A 22664-nucleotide genomic window follows, 5' to 3' on the forward strand; every position below is an offset into this window, starting at 1 on the left:
GCCATAAAAGTTCAAGTCAAACGTGATGAGTACGATCTATCCCGTTGAACAACCGGAAGAAGTTGTCAGACGATATCCGGGCCACGTCCGCAACCGTCATGCCACGCAGTTCGGCGATTTTTTCGGCAACATGAATGACTTTGGATGGGTCGTTTTGCTTGCCACGGAACGGCACCGGTGCCAGATACGGCGAGTCGGTTTCGATCAGCAGCCGGTCAAGCGGCACGGTTCTGGCCACTTCCTGCAAGTCTCGGGCGCTTTTGAAGGTCACGATGCCCGAGAACGAAATATAGAAGTTCATGGCCAGCGCGGCATCGGCAACGGCCTGCGATTCGGTAAAACAGTGCATCACGCCACCGGCTTCCGACGCGCCCTCTTCCTGCATGAGTCGCAAGGTGTCGTCGGCGGCTGCGCGGGTGTGAATGATCAGGGGCTTTCGAGTTTGGCGGGCGGCTTGGATGTGTCGGCGGAAGCGCGCACGCTGCCATTCCAGGTCGCCGGTCAGGCGGAAGTAGTCCAGTCCGGTTTCACCAATGGCAACGACTTTGGGTGCGGCGGCCAGTGCGACGAGTTCGTCGACTGATGGTTCGGGTGTGTCTTCGTAGTCTGGGTGTACGCCTACGGACGCCCACAGGCCGGGCTGGCTGTCGACCATTTGCATGAGGCCGGGCCAGTCTGTCAGGTTGACGCTGACGCACAGGGCTTGGCTGACGCGGTTGACGCGCATGCGGGCCAGGATCTCGGGCAGTTGGGCGGCGAGGTCGGGAAAGTTCAGATGGCAGTGGGAGTCGGCAAACATAAGGGGGAAACGGGGACCAAGCTGGATAGTCAGCAAGCTTAACCCGTTCGGGTCTTGAACCTGGGCTTTACCCCTACGGTGGATTGGGCTCAACTTCTGACGTCTGGTGCGGCTTTCAGGTGCTGCGATGGCTTTGGCTATTTGCCGGGTGCCATTCGTTGTTGCTCGTTTTGTATATGGGTCAGTCGTTGTACGTGGGCCAGTCGTTGTACGTGGGCCAGTCGTTGTACGTGGGCCAGTCGTTGTACGTGGGCCAGTCGTTGTACGTGGGCCAGTCGTTGTACGTGGGCCAGTCGTTGTACGTGGGCCAGTCGTTGTACGTGGGCCAGTCGTTGTACGTGGGCCAGTCGCGGGCATCGGGGGCGCGTCGTCTGCCCCGCTGGACCTACGCGTCGGGTCTCCCGCCCTCCACGTCGTCCAGAAGGGCAGCCGCCACGCCCCCGACACCCGCGCCTTCAGAACTGTTCAGGTTAAAAACCAATCCCGCCTTTGGGCGTTTGCCGTTTTGCTGGCTGCTTGGTGCTGGATGCGGTTCTCGGCATTCGGTGGTCACCGTCCTTGATCGCCACGCGGCTGGCCCTGGGGACTGGCTGCCCAGGTCGCCACGAAGCGGTTTCTCCGGCTTTCGATTCGGTAGGTTCTTCAGCTGCCTTTTACGGCAGCGCCACGCAAGAAAATTTGCGCATCTGCTTGGTGGTGGGGTGACTTGGAAGCGGGTGGCCGCGCACCAGGTAATGCGACGAAAAAGCGAGGCGCTGAAGGTTGGCGCTTTGAAGGCTGTGCACTAAACGTTCGGACTGATGATCGACGTTCGGGCTGGCGATGAACGTTCGAAGCGATGACGTGCGTTCGAAGCGGTAAAGAACGTTCAAGACGGCGCTGAACGGTAGTGAGCAGTGCTGAGCGCCGATGATGCTAAGCGCCTCGACCAACACAGCACAGCTGTTTTACGCAAATCAGCCGCCAGCGCCACGATCATCGCGGCCACTCTCCGCATGCCGGGATGCGGCGGCCACCCGCTTCGGTGTCACCCCACCACCAAGCAGACGCGCAAATTTTCTTGCGTGGCGCTGCCGTAAAAGGCTGCTGAAGGACGGTCCGAAACGTGAGCCGTTGACTCGCTTCGTGGCGACCTGGCCAGCCAAGTCCCCGGCTCCAGCCGGGCGGTGCTCAAGGATTGAATACGTCAGTACGGGGGAGCCGCGTCCAGCACCAATCAGCCAGAAAAACGAAAACCGCCCAAAGGCGGCATGCGCTTTTAACCAAACCGCTTTGAAGGCGCGGGTGGTGGGGCCGGATTGGCTGCCCTTCTGGACGAGGTGGAGGGCGGGAGTCCCGACGCCTAGGTCCAGCGGGGCAGACGAGCCGGCCCCACCACCCACGACTGGCAAAAGAACGCTACACCGTAACCAACGTACCCAGCGCTACACCCTGGCAACGGCATAAAAAACCCAAGCAGTCACCTCCCCCGTACAGCCTCAACCACGCGCAGCAGCGTTTCGTGGGCGAACAAGCGACCATTCAAAGGATGACCAGAAATACCCTGCTGCCGTTGCAACCAACGACCAAGCTCAGCAATCGACACCCGGCCAGCACTGGTACCGATACGCTCCAACGCACCCGATGCACTCGGGTAATACCGTGCACCCGCACCCGCCTGGATCAAGGCGATATCCACCGTCATGCGCTGCAAGGCGTCTAACCAGTGCGCGGGCGGCTGCTTTTCCAGCAGTTCGACCATTGCTCCGACATCCGGGCTGCGGCCGGCAGCCAGGGTATCGATCAGATCGCCAAGCCACACCGGGCGCGCCGGGATTTCAGCCTGGAAGCTGCGCCACGCACCCATTGGAGCACCACCGTTGGCGGCCAGCCGGCCGGCCGCATCGTCGGCACCTTGCGCAGTCAGCCATGCCAGCGCCACATCCGGCGCAGGCACCGGCAAAGGCAACCTACGGCAACGCGAAATCAAAGTCGGCAACAGTCGATCAGGCGCATTGCTGACCAACAAAAATACCGTAGCTGGTGGCGGTTCTTCCAGAATCTTCAGCAAGGCATTCGCCGACACCACATTCAGGCTGTCGGCCGGATACAGCACCACAACCCGCAAACCACCCCGGTGCGTACCGGTAGTAGCCCAGGCCTCCATCGCCCGGATCTGCTCAACCCGGATTTCCTTGGACGGGGCCTTCTTGGATGCACGCGCCACCACATCCACTGCGGGTGCCTCGCCATCCTCGTTCTCACCGGCTTCTTCGTCGCCCTCTTCCTGCGCCACTGCGTCTGGCCGGATACGTCGAAAGTCGGGATGGTTGCCGCTGGACATCCACACACAGGCCGGACACACGCCACACGCCAAGTGGCCGCGCGGCGATTCGCACAGCAATGCCGCTGCTGCCGCCCGGGCAAAATCGACTTTGCCCGTGCCAGCCAAGCCATGAATCAGCCACGCATGGGCAAACCGTTCACGCTGCGACAGCCATTGCTGCGCTGTCTGCGCATACCAAGGGGGAACCACCGCCAAGCTCATGCAGCCACCCAGGTGCGCAGCTCTTGGGCCAGCAATTCGCGGATGGCATCAATGCTCTGCGTACCGTCAATCACCCGGATACGGTCGGGCGATTCCGCTACACGCGTCAGATAGGCGTTGCGCGTACGCTCGAAGAACGCGTCGCTTTCCTGCTCGAAGCGGTCTGGCACACGTGCACGGCCAAGTCGCTCGCGTGCTACTGACAGCGGTACGTCGAACAACCACGTGCGATCAGGCTGCAAACCCGGATGCAGCCACTTTTCCAGCGCCGCCACCCGATCGCCGCCCAACTGCCGGCCACCGCCCTGATAGGCGTAGCTTGCGTCGGTGAAACGGTCGCTCAGCACCCAACGGCCTGCCGCCAGCGCAGGTTCAATAACCTGTTTGATGTGTTCGCTGCGGGCAGCAAACATCAGCAGAGTTTCGGTTTCCAGTGACATCGGCTGGTTCAAGACCATTTCGCGCAGCGTTTCCGCCAGCGGTGTGCCGCCCGGCTCACGGGTCTGCAACACATCGATGCCCAGGTCGCGCAGGGTCTGCGCAATCCAGTCTACGTGCGTGCTTTTGCCCGCACCATCCACGCCCTCAAGCGTCAGGAAGCGGCCACGCGGGCCGCCAGTTTCAGTCGACGACAGGGTCATGGCTTGTTGGTAGTGGGGTCAGTCTTGGGAGCTTCGGTCTTTTCAGCGTCGGCCTTGATGGCATCGCTTGCGGCAGCATCGGCAGCAGTTGGTTCACCTGCGGTTTCCACACCGGGCACCGCTTGCACCGGTGCAGATGCTGCGCGACCCGCCGCGCGCATCGCGGCGATGTAACGCGCAACCTGGCGGTTGTGCCCGGCCAAGTCTTCAGAGAAGGCGCTGGTACCGTCGCCACGCGACACGAAATAGAAGAACTTGTGCTTTTCGGGCTGAACCGCTGCCAGCAAGGCCTGGCGACCAGGCGCGGCAATAGGTGTGGGCGGCAGGCCGTTGCGCGTGTAGGTATTCCACGGCGTGTCGGTTCGCAGGTCACGCCTGCGCAAGTTGCCGTCGAAGGCGTCGCCCATGCCGTAGATCACCGTCGGGTCAGTCTGCAGCGGCATGTTGATGCGAAGGCGATTGGCAAACACGCCGGAAATCCGCTCGCGCTCGGTGTGCAGGCCGGTTTCCTTTTCCACGATGGACGCCATGATCAGCGCTTCGTAAGGCGTGCGCAGCGGCAAGTCGGCAGTACGCTTGGCCCAGATTTCAGCCAGTTCCTTCTTCTGCGCACGGTAGGCGCGACGAAGGATGTCCACGTCCTTGGCACCCCGCGCAAACAAATACGTATCCGGGAAGAACAAGCCTTCCGGATGCGTTTCTTCCGCACCAAGCTCTTTCAGTAGGCTGGCATCGTCCAAGCCGGGAAGCGTCTGCGTGATATCCGGGTGCTTGCCCAGCGCCACGCGAATCTGCTTGAAGGTCCAGCCTTCGATGAAGGCGACTTCGCGTTGCGTCACGTCACCGCGACTCATGCGAGTCAGCAGCGTCCAAAGCGTTTCACCCCGTGACAATTCATAGCCACCCGCCTTGACCTGCGTATCGGTCTTGGTGATCCGGGCCACCGCAATCACCACTTCGGGCGGGATGCCGACACCGGCTTCATGAACCTGGCGCGCCACGCTGCGCATGGTGCTGCCTTGGTCGATGACGAAGTCGATTTTGTCGGAAGGCAGGGGCAACGGGGCGTAGATAACGGCCAGCACGGCACCGGCCACCGCCAGGATGCCAAGGAACAGCAGCGTGAAGAGGCCGCTGAACAGGCGGCCGGCAAACGAACGTTTGGACAAGACGGAAACCAGGGGAAACGACGCATGGCCGGGCTGCCTATAATAACGTGATCCAAGCACAAGCTTCTTCGATGCGCCGGTCAGGCGGTAATGGGTTTCGGCTTCTTCTGGGTGTTTCACTCAGGGAGTCGCGGACGTCATCCTGCCTTCGGCCAGCCCGTCCTCTTCTCCAAGGCAAGGCGATGACTGAATCCGTCCTCCCCAATCCCGCAGAACATCCCGTGCCGGTCGCCGGCGTCCCGCCCATTGCCGCCATCGAGGCATGGTCCGGTCCCTCTCTGCACGTGGCCGCGCTCGACCACTTGCAGGTCTTCGACGCCACCGGTGCCGACACCTGGACCTTCCTGCAGTCGCAACTGACGCAAGACGTGGCCAAGCTGCCGGCAGACCAGGCGCGACTGGCGGGCTATTGCACTGCCAAGGGCCGCCTGCTTGCGAGCTTCGTGGTGTGGTCCGAGCAGCCAGCGGGTGAAGCGCCTCGCGCGCTTGCCTTGGTCGACGCCAGTCTGTCAGCCGGTTTGCTCAAGCGTCTGTCCATGTTTGTGCTGCGCGCCAAGGTGAAGCTGGGCGTGACGCCGCTTGCTGCCTATGGCGTGCAAGCCCGCGTCGCGGCCGATGCTGCCGTGCTGGTCGGCATTGCCGGCGAGCTGCCCAGCAAACCCTGGGCGCGCGTGGAATTGCCCAGTGGCACCTGGATTGCCGCGCCGTCGCAGGGCGACAGCCAGCGCTGGTGGTGGATCGCCAGTGCCGAGCAGCACGCAGAATTGCTGGCCAAAGCACGTGGCGTGCTGGAACCGGGTGACGTGCAAGCCTGGCGTCGCGCAGACATCGCGGCGGGCTTGCCGTGGATCGAAGCCGCCACCCAGGACATGTTCGTGCCGCAATCGGTCAACTTGGAGTTGGTTGAAGGCGTGAGCTTCACCAAGGGCTGCTATCCGGGCCAGGAAATCGTTGCCCGCAGTCACTATCTGGGCAAACTGAAACGCCGCATGTTCGCCGGCATTGCCCACGGCGCAATCGACACCGCAGGTCTGGTCGGCGCGGACGTGTTTCATAGCGAGCGCGACAATGAACCCTCTGGCCGGGTGGTGAATGCAGCCCAAGCAGAAGGCGGCGTGGCGTTGCTGCTGGAAAGCACCTTGGCGAGCGCACAGTCCGGCAGTCTGTCGCTGGCCGCACCCGACGGTGCCAAGATCGAACTGCGCGCCCTGCCCTACGCCTTCCCGGGTTAAGCCATGTGCCTGCTAGCGTTTGCGTGGGACCCCAAAGCGGCCAATCGTTTTGTGCTGGCCGCCAATCGCGACGAGTATTACGCACGTCCGTCGGTGCCGGCAGGATGGTGGGCCAGCTACCCTGACTTGTGGGGCGGTCAGGACTTGCAAGCAGGCGGCACCTGGATGGGCATCACGCGTGGCGGTCGCTTCGCGGCCATCACCAATGTGCGCGAACCACAGACCAACCGCGCAGGCATGCAGTCGCGCGGCCTGCTGGTACTGGAATTCCTGACGGGGTTGGCCTCGCCCGAGGACTATCTGGAAGCCGTCGAAGAAGGCGCAGACCAGTTTCGCGGTTTCAACCTGCTGGTTGGCGAGCTGTATGGTGCAACGCCCAGCCTTTGGTATTACAGCAACCGGGGCGGCGAGGCACCCTGCCCGCTGTCGCCTGGGGTCTATGGTCTGTCCAATGCGTCACTGGACACACCCTGGCCCAAGGTGGTCTCGCTGACGTCAGCACTGACGCTGCTTAAAGCGGCCGACGCCCCACTGGAAGCGTACCTGCGTCCCCTGGCCGATCGGCACATTGCGCCTGACCAGGCCCTGCCCAGTACCGGCGTAACGTTGGCAATGGAGCGCATGCTGTCTGCGCCCTTCATCATCAGCCCCGACTACGGCACCCGTTCACAGACGGTGCTGATCGCCAACGCGCAGCGCCAGGTCGATATGATGGAACGCAGTTTCGACAATGCCGATCAGGCTACGCTGCTGGCACCTGCCAGTGTGCACAGCGACCGGTTCATGATCGATTGAAGTTCAACCGGCTGTAGTTCGAGATCGATAAAGCTCAAGACCGACAAAGTTCAAAACCGATTGAAACGCTCACTTAGCCAGGCCACCGTATCCCGGTGCGCCTGGCGCGATGCCGCCAGCGCACCGCCCATGTTGTAGAACGCGTGCGCCATGCCTTCGTACATGGTCATGTCCACCTGCACACCCGCCTCATCCAGCCGGTTGGCATAGGCAATGCCCTCATCCACCAGCGGATCGCATTCGGCCAATTGCAGCAGACAAGGCGGCAAGCCTGCCAGGTGCGGGGCATCCAGCACCGCGAAACGCCAATCCTTGCGATCGGCGTCGTCACGCAGATAGTTGCCGAAGAACCATTTCACCGTCTGGGTATCCAGCAGATAACCATCGCCATATGCCGCATGCGACGGCGTGTCCTGCCATGCGCAAGTGCCCGGATAAACCAGCACATGCGCCAGCATCTGCATACCCGCGTCACGTGCGCGGATGGCCGCCTGCGCCGTCAACGTGCCACCCGCGCTGTCACCCATGCCTGCAATGCGGGTGCGGTCGATCCCCAACTGTTCGGCACGGTCCCACACCCAGCGCCAAGCATTGAACACATCGTCGGCAGCCGTCGGAAAACGATGTGTCGGTGCCAGCCGGTAGTCCAGTGACAGCACACGGGCCTGCAAGCCATTGGCCAGCATCCGGCAGATGGAATCGAAGCTTTCCAGACCGCCGAGGGTGAATCCGCCACCGTGGCTGTAGATCAGCAATGGCGTGGGTTTGCTCACATCGGTGCCCGTCCCGGTATACAGACGGCCGTCGATCTGCCCGCCCGCCACCGGAATCAGCACGGAGCGCACATCGGCAACCGGTGCGGGATTCAGATCCAGAATCGGGCTGGATTTCTCGTAGAAATCGCGCGCATCTTCAGGAGTGCGTTGCCAGAATGGCGCACGTCCTGCCCGGTGAATCCGGTTGATCAGGTCAGCCGCTTTGGGCGCAAGCGGGCGCGGATGCTGCAAAGAAGGAAAACGGGGTTCGCGCATTGAACAAAAACAGTATGGAAGGAAATCAGAGATGAATGCCGGGCCGCTTGCTCAGGCGTAGCTGGACAAGGCCGGGTCGCCGCTGGCATCCAGATGCGGAATCGCATTGAAGCTCAGCAGCTGCAAGCCTTGCCGCGTGGTCTTGAAGGTGGTGATGGCCGTATTGTGCACGTGCAGATTCAAATGCACCGCGCTGGCTGCGGGTGCCTCCAGCGCCGCACACACCGCAGCGGCCACCGGCCCGCCAGAGGTGGACACCAGCACATTGCCGGTCGGAAAACGTTGCCGCAAGTCATGCAGCACATCCATGATCTGTTTTTGGAATACCGCAAAGGTCGGCATGCCCACTGGCTCGGTGCCACCTTCGGCCCAGGCCAGCAAGCCATCCCGCAATAGGCGGAAATACGTGCGTACCGTCTCTGGGTCGCGGTGGACGGCCTTGGGGTCGAAACTGGGCGGCTCACCCGTGAACGCCGTCACCACCGACGTGGCGTCGTACTCATTCAGCGCTGCTATACGCTCGATTTCGTGACTGGCGCTCGCGCCGTCCAGAATCGCTTCGGCGGTCTGATGATGACGGGTCAGGGTGCCTGCCACCACTGCATCGAACTTCAGGCCCAGCGAGCCAAAATGTTGGCCCAGCAAATGGGCTTGCCGCCGGCCCAGGTTGGTCAGGCGGTCATAATCTTCGGTGCCGAACGCGGCCTGGCCGTGTCGCACCACATAAAGCGTACCCATCTATACATCCCTGTTGGCGTATTGCCGTCTTTCCATTCTGCCGCGTCGCCATGACAGTGACTTAGACGCCAGCGCATCAAGCCCACAAGCGTCCGGCCTTGCTGCCTGCGACCAGCAACGCGGTCAGTCCGCCTCGTCCAGCAGGCTGCGCAACTGCTCGGCAAATTCCGGCCTGCCTGCGTATGGATCTGCCGGCAGACCACCCGCCACAATGGCCCCCGCGCGCGCCGCATACTGTCCCAATGCCTTGGGATGCGAATACAGATAGAAGCGACCTTCAGCCACTCCTTCGAAGGTCATCAAGGCAACGTCACGGGCGCTGATCTTACCCCCTGCCACGGCCTTGGCCGTCAACAACTGGGCCGCACGCTGTGATGCGCTCAAGCTGGGGTCTGCCGCACCTGCGATTGCCGTCGGCACAAAGAACGGGCACAAGACCGACGCGCCAATGGGTGCCTTCACCAACGCCAGGTCGTGATAAAGCGTCTCGGTCAGCGCCACTACGGCATGTTTGGACACGTTGTAGACACCCATGTTCGGCGGTGTCACCAAGCCTGCCATCGACGCCACATTCACCACATGCCCGCGCCAGCCCACCTGTCGGCGGCCGACTTCGATCATGGCCGGAACGAACGCGCGCACCCCGGCGACCACGCCGCCCAGGTTCACGCCCATGACCCGCTTCCACTCGGTATCTGGCGTTTCCCATATCAGGCCGCCGCCGATCACACCGGCATTATTGAAAACCAGCTGCGGCACACCGAAGCGCGCGAAAGTCTGGTCTGCCAACGCGTCCACATGGTCTGCGTGGCTGACGTCGACCACGCAGGTATCCACTTGCACGCCGGCGTCTTTCAAGGCGCTTGCCGTCACGCGCAAGGCATCTGCATCGATATCGGCCAGCATCACCCGCATGCCCAGCTCGCCTGCCCGTTGCGCAAACGCCCGCCCCAAACCGCTGGCTGCGCCTGTGATTACCGCAGTCGATCCACGGAATACAAAACCGGAAGTCGTCATGGAAGCCGCCGAAAATGGTTTGTGCGAGGCATCAGGCTCGTACAGGGCCGGTCTTACAACGGAATGCGCCCGTTTGGGCGCAGGCAGATGGAGAAAATCGGGGGCACAAACACATGCCCCCAGATAATCATCAACGCGTAACGGGATAATCCAGCACGTGTCGCGTGTCACGACGCGGGCCAAAGAAGGCCTTCACGATTTCGTGCGTCGGGTGCACCTGATAACCGTCAAGCGCTGCCTGATCGGCAAACAATGCGTTCAAGGACAGCTGCGTGTTCGCTTCAAACCCGGCCTGCACCACACCCACTTCGAATTCAACGATCCCGGGCACGCAGTCGTGGCACGCGGCCAGCAACTCTGCGGCGCGCGGCACATCGGCCGCATCCTTGAACGTCCACAACACCAAATGACGAATCATTCCTGCATCCTGAAAAAGCGGATCGGATGGCACGCAACAGACTTCCGATCACGCCAAAAAATTGAACCCACCAGGTGCGCCAATGCACCTGGTGAACAAAGCGACATCAGGCCGGATCGACGCCCGGCAGGCGATACCCTGCAAACTGGCGTCGCAACTCGGCCTTCAACATTTTACCGGTGGCCCCCAGCGGAATCGAATCGACAAACACCACGTCATCGGGCTTCTGCCATTTGGCGATCTTGCCATCGAAGAACGCCAGCATTTCCTCGCGATCCAGCGTGCTGTCGGGCTTGCGAACGACCACCAGCAACGGGCGCTCGTCCCAGCGCGGATGCGCCACGCCAAAACACGCCGCGATCTGTACGCCGGGATGAGAAACAGCAATGTTCTCAAGCTCGATCGATGAAATCCATTCACCGCCCGACTTGATCACGTCTTTGCTGCGATCGGTGATCTGCATATAACCGTCAGGGTCGATGACCGCCACATCGCCAGTCTGGAACCATCCATCCTGCAAGGCGCTTTTGTCTTCGCCGTAATACTCGTTCACGATCCAGGGACCGCGTGTCATCAGGTTGCCGAAAGTCTTGCCATCCCAAGGCAACTCATTGCCCTCGTCATCGACAATCTTCAGATCGACACTTGGCAAGGCAAGACCCTGCTTGAACTTCACCGCGTAACGCGCTTCGGCAGACAACGACGAATGCTTGGATTTCAGCGCACCTGAAGTACCCAATGGACTGGTTTCGCTCATGCCCCAGGCGTGGACCACGGTCACGCGGTATTTTTCCTCGAAGGCCCGCATCATGGCCGGCGGGCAAGCCGATCCGCCGATCACCGTGCGTCGCATGGTCGAAAACGCCAGGCCATTGGCATCGACATAGGCCAGCAAGCCCTGCCATACCGTCGGCACGCCAGCCGACATCGTGACGCCTTCGGCCTCGAACAAGTCGTGCAGGCTCTTGCCGTCGAGCGCAGGGCCAGGAAATACGATCTTGCATCCCACCAACGGTGCGGCGTACGGCAACCCCCAGGCGTTGACGTGGAACATCGGTACCACCGGCAGTATCACGTCGGTGGCCGACAAGTTCATCACATCCGGCAAGGCCGCCGCGTACGCGTGCAATACCGTGGACCGATGGCTGTACAAGACCCCCTTCGGATTCCCCGTGGTGCCCGACGTGTAGCAAAGCGAAGAAGCCGTGTTCTCGTCGAAAGACGGCCAGGTGAACTCGTCTGAGGCTGCGTCGACCAGGCTTTCGTAGGCAAGCAAAGGTGCGGCGGCAGACTCGGCCGGCAACCTGTCTGCATCGGCCATCAGCACATAGCCTTGCAGGCCAGGCGTTTTGCCGGCGATCTGCTCCACAATCGGCTGCAGATTGGCGTCGTAGAACAGGAAACTGTCTTCGGCGTGATTGATGATCCACGCGATCTGATCCGGCAACAGGCGCGGATTGATGGTGTGCAGAATGGCACCCATGCCTGACACCGCGTAATACAACTCCATGTGGCGGTAGCCATTCCAGGCGAGCGTACCCACTCGATCGCCGGGTTTGACTCCCAAAGCCGTCAACGCATTTGCCAACTTGCGAATACGGGTGTGCAGGTCGCGGTAGTTCGTACGGTGAATATCGCCTTCGACTCGGCGCGACACGATCTCGGTGTCGCCGTGGAATCGCGCTGCATGCTGAATAAGGTCTGAAATCAGCAAAGGCGTTTGCATCATGAGCCCGCGCATTCTTACTCCTCTTGGTCTCGCTGGGTGGGCCGGGAGTGGCCGGACGATTCTCTGTGCAGTATCCAGCATGGTCAACATGCGACAGACCCTAGCGCCCGTTTTAAGCCCGAATTACGGGCAAATCGCGGGCAAACCCCAGTACGTACATCGATGACCGGCCACATTGCGATACCGTCAAACGGCCCCAACTACAATGCACTGTTTATCTCGGCCGACAGATCGATGGCCATGCCGGAGATTCGTGTGACATCTGCTTTCGACCGCCCTGCTCTCGACGCTTCGCCTCTGGATTCTGCGAATTTGAACGACACCGTTTCGACCGACTTGCATCTGAACCCGCCCCTTGTGCTCAAGGTGCAGAACCGCTTTGCGGGCCTGTCTGAGGTCTTCTATTCACGTCAGCCGCCCGCGCCGCTGTCCGACCCCTGGCTGGTCCACGCAAACGAGGACGCAGGCCGTCTGATTGGCCTGGACCGCGATGCCATGCACAGTCAGGCCTTCCTGGATGTGTTTTCCGGCCGTGCGCCATTGCCCGGTGGCGACCCGCTGGCCGCTGTCTACAGCGGGCACCAGTTCGGTGTGTGGGCGGGTCAGTTGGGCGATGGCCGGGCGCTGTTGCTGGGCGAAGCTGTCGGTCCTGAAGAGGCCTACGAATTGCAGCTGAAAGGCTCTGGCCGCACTCCCTATTCGCGTGGCGCAGACGGCCGCGCCGTGCTGCGCTCGTCGATCCGTGAATATCTGGCCTCGGAAGCCATGCATGCGCTTGGCATTCCCACTACGCGCGCGCTGGCCATCGTGGCCTCGGACGATCGCATCCGCCGCGAAACCATGGAAACGGCTGCCATCGTCACCCGCATGGCCCCCAGTTTTGTCCGCTTCGGTTCGTTCGAGCACTGGGCCAGCCGCAAGCAGCCGGAACGCGTGCGTGAACTGGCCGATTTTGTCATCGCCAACTACTACCCCGAATGCCTGACCCCGCCCGACGGCGAGGCCGAGGTGCCCAACGGCGTCTACCTGCGCTGGTTGGGCGCAGTCGTGCGCCGCACGGCAGAAATGGTCGCGGATTGGCAGTTGGTGGGCTTTTGCCACGGCGTGATGAACACCGACAACATGTCCATCCTGGGCTTGACCATCGACTATGGCCCGTACGGCTTCATGGACGGCTTCAACGCCCACCACATCTGCAACCATTCCGACAGTTCGGGGCGTTACGCCTGGGATGCCCAGCCGTCAATCGCCCATTGGAACCTGTATGCGCTGGGCAGTGCGTTGATGTCCTTGCTCGACAACGAGGAAGCAGCACTGCGCAGCCAGCTGGACCAGTTCGAAGAGATTTTCCTGCGCCGCTTGTATCAGCAAGCTGCGCTGAAGCTTGGCCTGCTTGAATGGCGTGCCGAAGACTCGGCCTTGCTGAACAGCCTGTGGAGCTTGATGCACAATGCGCGTGCCGACTTCACGCAAAGCTTCCGTCGTCTGGCCAAGGTCCGAATCGACGACAATGCGGTGGACGCAGACGGTGAAACCTTCCGCGATCTGTTCATTGACCGCGACGCAGCCGACGCCTGGCTGGAGACCTACCGTGCGCGTCTGCGCCTGGAAGCTCGTCCCGATGCCGAACGCGCTGCTGCCATGAACCGGGTCAATCCGATCTACGTGCTGCGCAACCACCTTGCCGAATTGGCGATACGTGGCGCGCAACAACGTGACACGGGGCCTTTGGAAGCCTTGCTGAACGCGCTGCGCGACCCTTACACAGAGCGACCCGGCCTGGAACAATATGCGTCGCTGCCGCCAGACTGGGCCAGCGATATCTCTGTCAGTTGCTCGTCTTGAACGACGTGGCTCGCCACGTACTACCGTAAGGAGTCATCGATGTCGGAACCCCGCAAGGTCATCAAGTCGGAAGAAGAATGGCGCGACCTGTTGTCGCCCATGCAATTTGCAGTCGCCCGCCAGAAAGGCACGGAACGCGCATTCACCGGTGAGTTCTGGAATCATCACACCCCCGGTGTCTATTACTGCGTGGCCTGCAATACCCCGCTGTTTGCATCGGACACCAAGTTCGATTCGGGCTGCGGCTGGCCCAGCTATTTCGAGGCGCTCGACCCGAAGAATGTCCGCGAGGAAGTCGACCGCAGCCACGGCATGGTGCGCACCGAGGTGATCTGCAACGTCTGCGATGCCCACCTGGGCCATGTGTTCGAAGACGGTCCGCCCCCGACAGGCCTGCGTTATTGCATCAATTCGGTATCGTTGCGCTTCGAGCCCAAATAGGCGTCAAGTAATCACCAGGATCGACTAACACTCAGGCCGGAACCAAGCTCGGGCCTGAAAAGTCATAGATCCCTGCCACGTTCACACACCACGTAGTCATTCCGCTCAAAATCATCCTGCTCAAGCAATGAAACTTTTATTCGACCTTTTCCCGCTCGTCCTCTTTTTCATCGCCTACAAGTTTGCCGATATCTATACGGCGACTGCCGTGGCGATGGTAGCGGGAGTGCTGCAGATCGTATGGCTGTTTGTCCGCAAGAAGCCGATCGAGCCAATGCACTGGGTCAACCTGGCCATCATCGTGGTCTTCGGTGGCGCTACCTTGTGGCTGCATGACGAAACCTTCATCAAGTGGAAGCCCACCGTGCTGTATTGGGGCTTTGCGCTGGTGTTGAGCATTGCGCAACTGGCCATGGGCAAGAATCCCATTCGCGGCATGCTGGGCAAGCAGATTCGCCTGCCCGACGCGGCATGGGGTCGCCTGAACCTGGCCTGGGCAGGGTTCTTTGCTTTCGTCGGTACGCTGAACCTGTACGTGGCCTACAACTGGCCCACGGAAACCTGGGTCACGTTCAAGGTCTTCGGCATTTTCGGCTTGCTGATCGTGTTTGTGATCGCGCAGTCGGTCTATCTGGGCCGCCACATGCAGCCTGAGGCAGCCAACGACGACGTGGCCATGCCCGGCCGCACCGATCAGGATGCGCCGCGATGAGCACCAACCGAACCACGATTATCGAAGAGCGGCTTGCTGCGCTTTTACCGACCAGCCTGCGCATCGATGACGAGTCCCACCTGCACGCCGGACACGCGGGTGCCGCGGGCGGTGCCGGACATTATCGCGTACACATCGTAGCGGCTTGTTTCAAGGGCTTGCGCCTGATTGCACGGCATCGGCTGGTGTATGATCAGGTGCAAGATTTGATGCCGCACGAGGTGCATGCGCTGTCCATCCATGCCCTGGCGCCAGACGAAGTGGCGGCGGTAACGCCAGCGTAAACATGGTCATCGATGCGGCCTCGCGCTGGTAAGCGTTCAAACGCTTCCCGGGCATTCCCATCTCAGTTTTCCATTTAGATTTCACCCCGATCTCTTCCGTCAAGGATTGACCCAAATGAAGCGTGTTTTGATGTTGGCGGCGGCACTCGCCGTGGCCGGCCCGGTGTTCGCCCAGAATGCGGCCGTTGTAAATGGCAAGGCGATCCCGTCGACTCGCGTCGATCAATTCGTCAAGCTGCTGACCAAGCAAGGTCAACCCGACAGCCCGCAGCTGCGCGAACAGGTTCGTGAAGAACTGATCAATCGTGAAGTGCTGATGCAAGAAGTCGAGAAGCGCGGCATTGCCAAGAAGCCCGATGTTCAGGTCGAACTCGAACTGAGCCGTCAAAGCGTGCTGATCCGCCAACTGCTGGCTGACTACGCAGAAAAGAACCCGATTTCCGACGCCGCCATCCAGGCCGAATACGACAACGCCAAGAAGGTTCAAGGCGAGAAAGAATACCGCGCTCGTCACATCCTGGTCGAAGACGAAGCCAAGGCGCGCGAAATCATTGCTCAGCTGAAGGCTGGCGGCAAGTTCGAAGAACTGGCCAAGCAATCGAAGGACACGGGTTCCGCAGCCAACGGCGGCGAACTTGACTGGGCTCCCCCCGGCACCTACGTCGGCCCCTTCGCTGACGCGCTGGGCAAGCTGCAAAAAGGCCAACTGACCGACGCACCGGTTCAGACCCAATTCGGCTACCACGTCATCCAGCTGGAAGACGTGCGCGACGTGCAGTTCCCGCCGCTTGCCGAAGTCAAGCCGCAAGTCGAAGAATCGCTGCGCGCTGCCAAGCTCCGTTCGTTCCAACAGGAACTGCGTGAGAAGGCCAAGGTGCAGTAAGACAATCAGGCACTGCCAAGGTAATCATGCCCCAAGCAGTCGTTTGATGAACAAGGCCCGCTTTCAGCGGGCTTTGTTTTTTGGGCAGCGCAAACATCAAAACCCACGCACAACGGCACATGCAGGCCTGACAAGCCCCCCTTCTCCGCTGAATCGATGATCAGGGCGTAATCGCCAGGTCACATAGCATCTCTAGCATGCGCGAGCTCTACCACGCACAGCCAGGGTTTCCCCCTGGCGGAGATAATCTATGTCCCGGTCCTACATTCGCGGTGGCACGCTTGCCGTCACTTCCGTTGTCGTTGCACTGTCCCTCGCCGCTTGCGGTGGTGGAGATGACGACAGCACGCCCGTCGTCGTCACCCCCGTTGCACCGGTTCCCGCTGCGCCGGCTGCACCCGCTGGCGTCGGCTTCGAAGATACTGCGCCCGTCGCGAACGTCACGACCGTTCCGCCCTTCGTTGACAATGTGGCCAGCAACCAGCGCGGCGACGCCCGCTTTGCCACGATGGACACCAACGCCGGCGTGCGTGTGCTGTCCAGCTTCCTGGATGTGTGGAAGCCCTCGTCGCTGATCGTGGACGCGGGCGTGACCGCCCCGGCCAACGGCAACTTCCCCGCTGTCACCCCGTCCACCTGGACCGGCATTCCCGGCGACGCCACCGACGGCACCAAACTGAATGCGACGGTGCTGGACGCCAACATCCAGTACGTCATCAACACCACCCGCACGCGCACCCCGGAACAGGCCCTCATCGCCTACCTGGACGACCGCCGTGGCAAGGCCTATAGCGTGACCGACGCACTGGGCCCGCTGACCAACGCCTGGCGCACTGCCGCGCAGCAAACCACCACCATCAACGACGTTCCGGCCGACGCCACCACCGTGCTGTACAACGACGGCGGCAACAACATCGGTGTGGGCGGCACGGCCAACCCCACCTTCGGCACTGTGATCGACCTGCTGGGCACCATGGGTGCCAACGCCTCGACCGAGCCGGCCAAGCGCTTCTACAAATACGCACGCCCCTTCCGCTGGAGCACCGACGTGGTCGTGCTCCCGGCCTTGCTGCCCGCACGCAGCAGCACCCCGGCCACCGACGGCGGCTTCCCCAGCGGTCACACCGCAGAAGCTGGCCGCAACACGCTGGGCATGGCCTACATCGTGCCGGAACGCTTCCAGGAACTGGCGCTGCGCGGTGTCGAAATGGGCCAAAGCCGCATTCTGGCCGGCATGCACTCGCCGTTTGACGTGATCGGTGGACGCATCCAGTCCATCGCCGCCGTTGCCGCCAATCTGAACGCCGCCACCCCCGCTACCCGCAAGGCTGCCTACGACCAGGCGCACACGGTGCTGATGGCCGCGACCAACACCACCACCCTGGCTGACTTCTACGCCGCTGCACACGCCTCGACCAGCACCACGGACCGCTTTGCGGACTACTCCGTGAACAAGGCCAACAACTTGCGCTGGATGACCTTCGGCTTCCCGCAGATCGGTGACACCACCAAGCCGGCAGTTGTGCCCAAGGGCGCGGAAATCCTGCTGGAAACGCGTTTCCCTTACCTGGATGCCAATCAGCGCCGCATCGTGCTGAAGTCCACCGCCCTGCCCTCGGGCTATCCGGCGATGGACGACGCCGAAGGCTGGGGCCGTCTGAACATCTTTGATGCAGGCGGTTCCTACGGTGCCTTCAACGGCGACGTGAGCGTCACCATGAACGCCGCGCTGGGTGGTTTCAACGCCCGCGACAGCTGGGTCAACGACATCAAGGGCGCAGGCAAGCTGACCAAGGCCGGCACGGGCACCTTGCGCCTGACCGGTGCAAACACCTTCGCAGGCGGCACGGAAATCAAGGCAGGCACGATCGAAGCCGGTGCAAACAAGGCATTCGGTAACGGTGACGTGTACGTGGGTGGCGGCACCGTACTGGCCGATGCTCCGAGCGCAGTCACCATCGGCGGCAACTACACGCAGCTGGCAGCAGGTGCATTGCAATTGCGTCTGGCGTCGGACACCAGCAGCCGCCTGTCAATTGCCAAGACCGCCACGCTGGCAGGTACCCTGACGGTGACCTTCGCCAACAACTATCGTCCGGCCATCGGTTCGACGATCAGCCTGTTGTCGGCAAGTACGGTAAATGGCACGTTCTCGAACGTAACGGTGACTGGCTACCGCGTGACGCCGGTTTACACCAGCACCGGCGTGCAAGTTCGCATTGATGGCTGATGCATAAACGCGCTTAGGAAACTGGGTGCGTCGTATGATCTGCGGGCGAAAGTAGTTTCTACGCAGGCATAAGGTCATGACGCATCCAGCCGATTCCGGCGCTGGTTCAGAACCTGGTTCTGAACTCAACTCAAATACCGGCCGGCTATGGCCGGTATTCCTGATTTTTCTTCGACTCGGCCTCACCAGCTTTGGGGGGCCGATCGCACATCTGGCCTACTTCCGTGATGAATTTGTCACGCGGCGTCGTTGGATCAGTGACCGCGGCTACGCCGACTTGGTTGCACTCTGCCAATTTCTGCCAGGACCGGCCAGCAGTCAGGTAGGCATGGCGCTTGGCTTGTCACGCGCAGGCTACAGCGGTGCGTTGGCTGCCTGGGCGGGCTTCACCCTGCCCTCGGCAATTGCCCTGATTATTTTTGCAGTGGGACTATCGCAAGTTGGCATTGCGCAGACCGGCATGGTTGGTGGCCCACTGCACGGCCTGAAAATCGTGGCGGTCGCCGTGGTGGCCCAAGCCATCTGGGGCATGGCGCGCAGCCTGTGCGTGGGCGCATTGCGCGCCAGCATCATGGTCATGGCTGCCTGCCTGGTGCTGTTCGTGCCCTCGGCATGGAGCCAGGTTGCCGCGATAGTCATCGCCGCCTTGGTGGGATTGCGATGGATAGTACCGACCAAGCCTGAAGCCAGCGATGCCTTTGCCGTGCCCATCGGCCGCAAGGCCGGTGCTTGTTGGCTGGCCTTGTTTTTCGTTCTGCTGATCGGGCTTCCGGTTCTTGTCGGGCTTGCGCCCGGCAACGTGATCACACTGATCGACGCTTTTTATCGAGCAGGTGCCCTGGTATTCGGCGGCGGCCATGTCGTGCTGCCACTGCTGCAAGCGGAACTGGTGCCCACCGGGCTGGTGTCCAACGACGCCTTTCTAGCCGGTTACGGTGCCACGCAAGCGGTGCCCGGCCCGCTGTTCACCTTCGCCGCATTTTTAGGTGCGTCGCTGACATCGCAGCCCACGGGCTGGATGGGCGGTGTCATCTGCCTGCTGGCGATCTTTGCACCGGCATTCCTGTTGGTGGCTGGGGCACTGCCCTTCTGGGCGTCCCTGCGACACAAACTGCACGTACAAGCCATGTTGAGCGGCATCAATGCCGCCGTGGTGGGCCTGCTGCTGGCCGCCTGGTATGACCCGGTGTGGACCAGTGCCATCAAACAGCCCACAGACCTTGCGCTGGCCTTGGTGGCATTGCTTGCACTGATGTCGTGGAAACTAGCGCCGTGGATGGTGGTAGCGGGTAGTGCCGCCTTGGGTGGGCTGTTGGCGCTGGTGTATTGAAGGTTGGCCAGCGCTGCCCAGCATTGCACGAAACGAAACAGTGAATTGAGCTGAGCGGTGGTTCTCGGGAAATGGTCTGGAATCTAGTATGGATACCACACCAATTCATTTCCAACACAAACCACATGACAAATCAAACCACTATTCCCGTCAGCTATCACACCCAGAAAGTCGGTAATGTCGACGTGTTCTACCGCGAGGCCGGCTCAAAAAATGCCCCAGTGTTGCTGCTATTGCATGGCTTCCCGACATCCAGCCATATGTTCCGGGATCTGATCCCGCTGCTGGCAGGCCAATATCGTGTCATCGCGCCCGACTTGCCAGGCTTCGGCAACACCAAGGCCCCGCCACGCGGGCAGTTCGACTACACCTTTGAGAATATCTACAAGGTAATCGAAGGCTTCACCGAAGCCCTGGGCCTGGAAAAATACAGCTTGTATGTATTCGATTATGGTGCCCCGACCGGCTTTCGCCTGGCCGCAGCCAACCCTGAAAAAATCACCGCCATCATCAGCCAGAATGGCAACGCATACCTGGAAGGCTTCAGCGACGACTGGGCACCGTGGCAAGCCTATTGGCGCGAGCCGACGCAAGCCAATCGCGAAGCCTGCCGCGCATCCTTGTCGCCAGAGGCCATCCGGGACTGGCAGTATGGCACCGGGTCAGACCTAAGCAAGCTGTCACCGGACGGCTATACGCTGGACCTTTTCTACATGGCCCGTCCGGGGGCGGAAGACATTCAGCTGGACTTGATCTTGGATTACCGCAGCAACGTTGCAGCCTACCCGGCATTCCAGCGGTATTTCCGCGAGCACCAACCGCCACTGCTGGCAGTCTGGGGCAAGCACGACCCGGCATTTCTTCCGCCCGGTGCCGAGGCGTATCGCAAAGATATTCCCAATGCCGAAGTGCACTTGCTGGATGCCGGACATTTTGCACTGGAAACACACGCCAGCGAGGTGGCAGGTTATATCCGGGAGTTCTTGGGAAGAAAACTGAAAGACTGATACCGCACGATAAGCAATGTTCGAAAACTAAGATTTGAACATTGAGCGTGATAATGACCGGCGAGCTACCAGAGTTGCTCATGTGGTCACTCGCCGGTCAATCTTTGAAATCCGCATGCACCAAGGCTGTACTACCCAAGACTTTGCCTCAAGCAGGCTTCATATCCGCAAAGCGAATCATTTTTGCCTCAGACGCGCGTACCAGGTTCTCGTCGTAGCTGGTGAAAAACACCAGACGGTCTTTGGCCAAGGTTTTGAACAGCTCGCTCAACACCTTGCGTGACGGGCCATCCAGCCCACTGGTTGGCTCGTCGGCAAGCACCACGCTGAATTTGCCAATCGCGGTGGCAGTGAAGAAAAACTTCTTCCGTGTCCCAAACGACATCTGCTCAAAACGCTTGTCCAGGTGCGGTGTCAAGCCGAACGCATCGGCCAGCGCCAGCGTGTCAGCACTCAGCGAAACCCGCTGTGAGGCCGCTACCTTTTCCAGAAACGCCCGGCCAGTTTCGATCGGATATTCCGCATAGTCTTCTGGCACGTAAGCCAGCACTGCCTTGGCTTCGTCAGCGACTTGCGCCAAGGAATGCCCACCCAACCAGATTTCGCCCTCATCGGCATCCGCTTCGCCTGCCAATATGCGCAGCAACGTGGACTTACCGCTGCCGGTGTCATCTTCCAAGGCAATGCATCCTATGCCAGATTCGTAAGCCAGGCCCTGGAAGAGCACGCGGTCTTCATAACGCTTGGAAAGATTGTCAAACTTCAGCAAATGAGCATTCATCAAAGACCCTGATCCTGAAAATGGTAAATCCGTGCCCGATTGTTCAAGCAACTACCTTCAAGCACTGAACCGCGCTCGATAATCCTGCGGCGTAACCGCCAGCACCCGCAGAAAACTACGCCGCATGGTTTCTTCCGACCCGAAGCCACAGCGCTGGCAGATCCGCTTCACCGGCAAGCGAGATTCGGACAGCAAGCGCCGCGCGGCTTCAACACGCAGGCGTTCGACGGCACGGCCAGGTGTCATGCCAGTCGCCTCGGCATAATGCCGACTGAAACTGCGCTCGCTCATCCCCACTTGGTCGGCCAGCAAAGGCAAGGATAAATCGTCAGCCAAATGGCTGCTGATCCACTCGTGCAGCGGCCCGAACTTGTCTTCTGCCGTCTGCAACGACAGCGCGGCACTGAATTGTGCCTGCCCGCCGGGCCGTTTCAAAAACACGACCAAGTGTCGCGCCAAGGACAGCGCCATGCTGCGCCCCAGGTCCTCTTCCGCCAAAGCGAGTGCAAGATCGATCCCGGCCGTCACGCCCGCCGATGTCCACACATTGCCGTCGTTCACAAAAATGGGATCTGGCTCGACACTGATGCGCGGATAGCGCTGCGCGAATTCAGCACAGTAAGACCAATGCGTCGTCGCACGACGCCCGTCCAATACGCCGGCAGCCGCGAGCAGAAACGCCCCGGTACATACCGACGCAACCCGCCTGGCGTTCCTGGCACGTACCTGCACCCAGGCGAGCAACGCGGTGTCCGCAGACGCGGCCCTGACACCCGGCCCACCTGCGACGATCAACGTATCCACGGCATCGTCCACGGCAGGCAACGCAGTCGCCGCCAAACCCAGCCCAGAGGAACTCATCACGCCTTGCCCACCCGGGGCTACGACGCGAAGCTCATAGGGCCTGGACAGGCCTTCGGCATCGGCCCGGTCGTTGGCCGAAGCAAACACCTGCAAGGGCCCCGAGACATCGAGCAGTTGCACCGACGGATAGGCAAGCAATTCGATGACACGAACTGCGCTTGGCGGAAAACGAGGGGCTTTTGGCATATTCG

General features: G+C 61.1%; 22 protein-coding genes. 10 read left to right on the forward strand and 12 right to left on the reverse strand.

The genetic code is table 11. The annotated features are described in order from the left end of the window. Nucleotides 1-16: 16 nt before the first annotated feature. From FXN63_RS13895 to mltG, 5 genes are all read right to left on the reverse strand, one after another. Nucleotides 17-799, reverse strand: coding sequence for a TatD family hydrolase (locus tag FXN63_RS13895; protein ID WP_148815775.1), 783 nt, complete (start codon nucleotides 797-799; stop codon nucleotides 17-19). Nucleotides 800-1452: 653 nt separating this feature from the next. Next, nucleotides 1453-1731 carry a hypothetical protein gene (locus FXN63_RS13900; RefSeq protein WP_148815777.1) on the reverse strand — a complete coding sequence of 93 codons (279 nt, stop codon included), beginning with the start codon at nucleotides 1729-1731 and terminating at the stop codon, nucleotides 1453-1455. A gap of 527 nt (nucleotides 1732-2258) precedes the next feature. Continuing rightward, nucleotides 2259-3326 carry a DNA polymerase III subunit delta' gene (holB, locus tag FXN63_RS13905; protein ID WP_148815779.1) on the reverse strand — a complete coding sequence of 356 codons (1068 nt, stop codon included), beginning with the start codon at nucleotides 3324-3326 and terminating at the stop codon, nucleotides 2259-2261. Continuing rightward, on the reverse strand, nucleotides 3323-3967 hold the full coding sequence (gene tmk, locus FXN63_RS13910) for a dTMP kinase (protein WP_148815781.1): 645 nt from the start codon (nucleotides 3965-3967) through the stop codon (nucleotides 3323-3325). Before tmk ends, holB begins: the two co-directional genes overlap by 4 nt. Next, nucleotides 3964-5136, reverse strand: coding sequence for an endolytic transglycosylase MltG (gene mltG, locus FXN63_RS13915; protein ID WP_425468604.1), 1173 nt, complete (start codon nucleotides 5134-5136; stop codon nucleotides 3964-3966). Before mltG ends, tmk begins: the two co-directional genes overlap by 4 nt. Before the next feature lie 182 nt (nucleotides 5137-5318). Between mltG and ygfZ the strand changes: the two genes are divergently transcribed. Together ygfZ and FXN63_RS13925 are read left to right on the forward strand one after the other, a co-directional pair. Next, nucleotides 5319-6368 (forward strand): CAF17-like 4Fe-4S cluster assembly/insertion protein YgfZ, encoded by a 1050-nt coding sequence (gene ygfZ / locus FXN63_RS13920; protein WP_148815783.1) that lies wholly within the window; start codon nucleotides 5319-5321, stop codon nucleotides 6366-6368. Between the two features lie 3 nt (nucleotides 6369-6371). Then, nucleotides 6372-7163, forward strand: a complete 792-nt coding sequence (locus tag FXN63_RS13925) for an NRDE family protein (protein ID WP_148815785.1) — start codon at nucleotides 6372-6374, stop codon at nucleotides 7161-7163. 50 nt (nucleotides 7164-7213) lie between these two features. On the opposite strand, the gene FXN63_RS13930 is transcribed toward FXN63_RS13925, so the two are convergent. From FXN63_RS13930 to FXN63_RS13950, 5 genes are all read right to left on the reverse strand, one after another. Beyond that, nucleotides 7214-8194: an alpha/beta hydrolase gene (locus tag FXN63_RS13930; RefSeq protein ID WP_148815787.1), complete on the reverse strand. Its 981-nt coding sequence runs from the start codon at nucleotides 8192-8194 to the stop codon at nucleotides 7214-7216. 51 nt (nucleotides 8195-8245) lie between these two features. Beyond that, on the reverse strand, nucleotides 8246-8932 hold the full coding sequence (locus tag FXN63_RS13935; protein ID WP_148815789.1) for a histidine phosphatase family protein: 687 nt from the start codon (nucleotides 8930-8932) through the stop codon (nucleotides 8246-8248). 123 nt (nucleotides 8933-9055) lie between these two features. Then, nucleotides 9056-9949 (reverse strand): SDR family NAD(P)-dependent oxidoreductase, encoded by an 894-nt coding sequence (locus FXN63_RS13940; RefSeq protein WP_148815791.1) that lies wholly within the window; start codon nucleotides 9947-9949, stop codon nucleotides 9056-9058. A 130-nt stretch (nucleotides 9950-10079) separates the two neighbouring features. Beyond that, on the reverse strand, nucleotides 10080-10367 hold the full coding sequence (locus FXN63_RS13945) for a Dabb family protein (protein ID WP_148815793.1): 288 nt from the start codon (nucleotides 10365-10367) through the stop codon (nucleotides 10080-10082). A 106-nt stretch (nucleotides 10368-10473) separates the two neighbouring features. Beyond that, entirely contained in the window at nucleotides 10474-12108 is a 1635-nt protein-coding gene (locus FXN63_RS13950) for a 3-(methylthio)propionyl-CoA ligase (protein WP_148815795.1), read from the reverse strand. Between the two features lie 228 nt (nucleotides 12109-12336). Between FXN63_RS13950 and FXN63_RS13955 the strand changes: the two genes are divergently transcribed. The 8 genes from FXN63_RS13955 to FXN63_RS13990 all read left to right on the forward strand — a co-directional run bounded on the left by FXN63_RS13955 (nucleotide 12337) and on the right by FXN63_RS13990 (nucleotide 20828). Beyond that, nucleotides 12337-13941 carry a protein adenylyltransferase SelO gene (locus FXN63_RS13955; protein ID WP_148815797.1) on the forward strand — a complete coding sequence of 535 codons (1605 nt, stop codon included), beginning with the start codon at nucleotides 12337-12339 and terminating at the stop codon, nucleotides 13939-13941. Nucleotides 13942-13980: 39 nt separating this feature from the next. After that, on the forward strand, nucleotides 13981-14382 hold the full coding sequence (msrB, locus tag FXN63_RS13960) for a peptide-methionine (R)-S-oxide reductase MsrB (RefSeq protein WP_148815799.1): 402 nt from the start codon (nucleotides 13981-13983) through the stop codon (nucleotides 14380-14382). A gap of 127 nt (nucleotides 14383-14509) precedes the next feature. Then, nucleotides 14510-15094 carry a septation protein A gene (locus FXN63_RS13965; RefSeq protein ID WP_148815801.1) on the forward strand — a complete coding sequence of 195 codons (585 nt, stop codon included), beginning with the start codon at nucleotides 14510-14512 and terminating at the stop codon, nucleotides 15092-15094. Next, a complete protein-coding gene (locus tag FXN63_RS13970; protein WP_148815804.1) occupies nucleotides 15091-15378 on the forward strand; it encodes a BolA family protein in 288 nt (95 codons plus the stop codon). Before FXN63_RS13965 ends, FXN63_RS13970 begins: the two co-directional genes overlap by 4 nt. Nucleotides 15379-15493: 115 nt before the next feature. Further along, nucleotides 15494-16261, forward strand: a complete 768-nt coding sequence (locus tag FXN63_RS13975) for a peptidylprolyl isomerase (protein ID WP_148815806.1) — start codon at nucleotides 15494-15496, stop codon at nucleotides 16259-16261. Between the two features lie 250 nt (nucleotides 16262-16511). After that, the gene (locus tag FXN63_RS13980) at nucleotides 16512-18491 is read left to right on the forward strand and encodes a phosphatase PAP2 family protein (RefSeq protein ID WP_148815808.1); all 1980 of its coding nucleotides are present in this window, start codon (nucleotides 16512-16514) and stop codon (nucleotides 18489-18491) included. A gap of 76 nt (nucleotides 18492-18567) precedes the next feature. Then, a complete protein-coding gene (gene chrA, locus FXN63_RS13985) occupies nucleotides 18568-19821 on the forward strand; it encodes a chromate efflux transporter (protein WP_148815810.1) in 1254 nt (417 codons plus the stop codon). 125 nt (nucleotides 19822-19946) lie between these two features. Beyond that, the gene (locus FXN63_RS13990; protein ID WP_148815812.1) at nucleotides 19947-20828 is read left to right on the forward strand and encodes an alpha/beta fold hydrolase; all 882 of its coding nucleotides are present in this window, start codon (nucleotides 19947-19949) and stop codon (nucleotides 20826-20828) included. A 148-nt stretch (nucleotides 20829-20976) separates the two neighbouring features. On the opposite strand, the gene FXN63_RS13995 is transcribed toward FXN63_RS13990, so the two are convergent. Next, nucleotides 20977-21609 carry an ABC transporter ATP-binding protein gene (locus FXN63_RS13995; RefSeq protein WP_342791165.1) on the reverse strand — a complete coding sequence of 211 codons (633 nt, stop codon included), beginning with the start codon at nucleotides 21607-21609 and terminating at the stop codon, nucleotides 20977-20979. Nucleotides 21610-21666: 57 nt separating this feature from the next. Continuing rightward, nucleotides 21667-22659 (reverse strand): GlxA family transcriptional regulator, encoded by a 993-nt coding sequence (locus FXN63_RS14000; protein ID WP_148815814.1) that lies wholly within the window; start codon nucleotides 22657-22659, stop codon nucleotides 21667-21669. Between the last annotated feature and the right edge of the window lie 5 nt (nucleotides 22660-22664).

It is taken from the genome of Pigmentiphaga aceris (assembly GCF_008119665.1).
In the GTDB taxonomy this organism is placed as follows: Bacteria; Pseudomonadota; Gammaproteobacteria; order Burkholderiales; family Burkholderiaceae_B; genus Pigmentiphaga; species Pigmentiphaga aceris.